The 274-nt window shown below is 47.8% G+C and carries 1 protein-coding gene; it reads left to right on the top strand.

Translation table 11 applies throughout. The features are described 5' to 3' along the window. Window positions 1–21: 21 nt before the first annotated feature. The coding region (locus E1189_RS25050) for a hypothetical protein (protein ID WP_230460071.1) at window positions 22–274 on the top strand (253 nt) is incomplete at its 3' end.

The following is a 274-nucleotide window of genomic DNA, read 5'->3' as shown; positions in this document are numbered from 1 at the left end:
GATAAGGCAAACATGTGCCATGTGTCTTCAAGTGAAGAAGCTCCCCCTTACATCCACTGTTCCCCCCTTCCTTCTGGTGATCCGTTTCCTTCCCGGTTTCAGCACTTAACTACCTGGGTACGTGAGCATTACAGAGAGCTTCAGGTTCGAGCTGACGATGATAGGCCTGCAGATTTTAATGGTATGTACACGCTAAGAGTTCACACAAAGAAAAAGCCCTTTGTCTGTGAGCTGGATGGGTGCAACAAGGCTTTCAGCTCATCCAGTAATCTCT

This window comes from Parendozoicomonas verongulae (assembly GCF_009711465.1).
In the GTDB taxonomy this organism is placed as follows: Bacteria; Pseudomonadota; Gammaproteobacteria; order Pseudomonadales; family Endozoicomonadaceae; genus Sansalvadorimonas; species Sansalvadorimonas verongulae.
The sequence above is the reverse complement of the archived record's forward strand: the minus strand, read 5'-3'. Positions and strand labels throughout refer to the sequence as shown.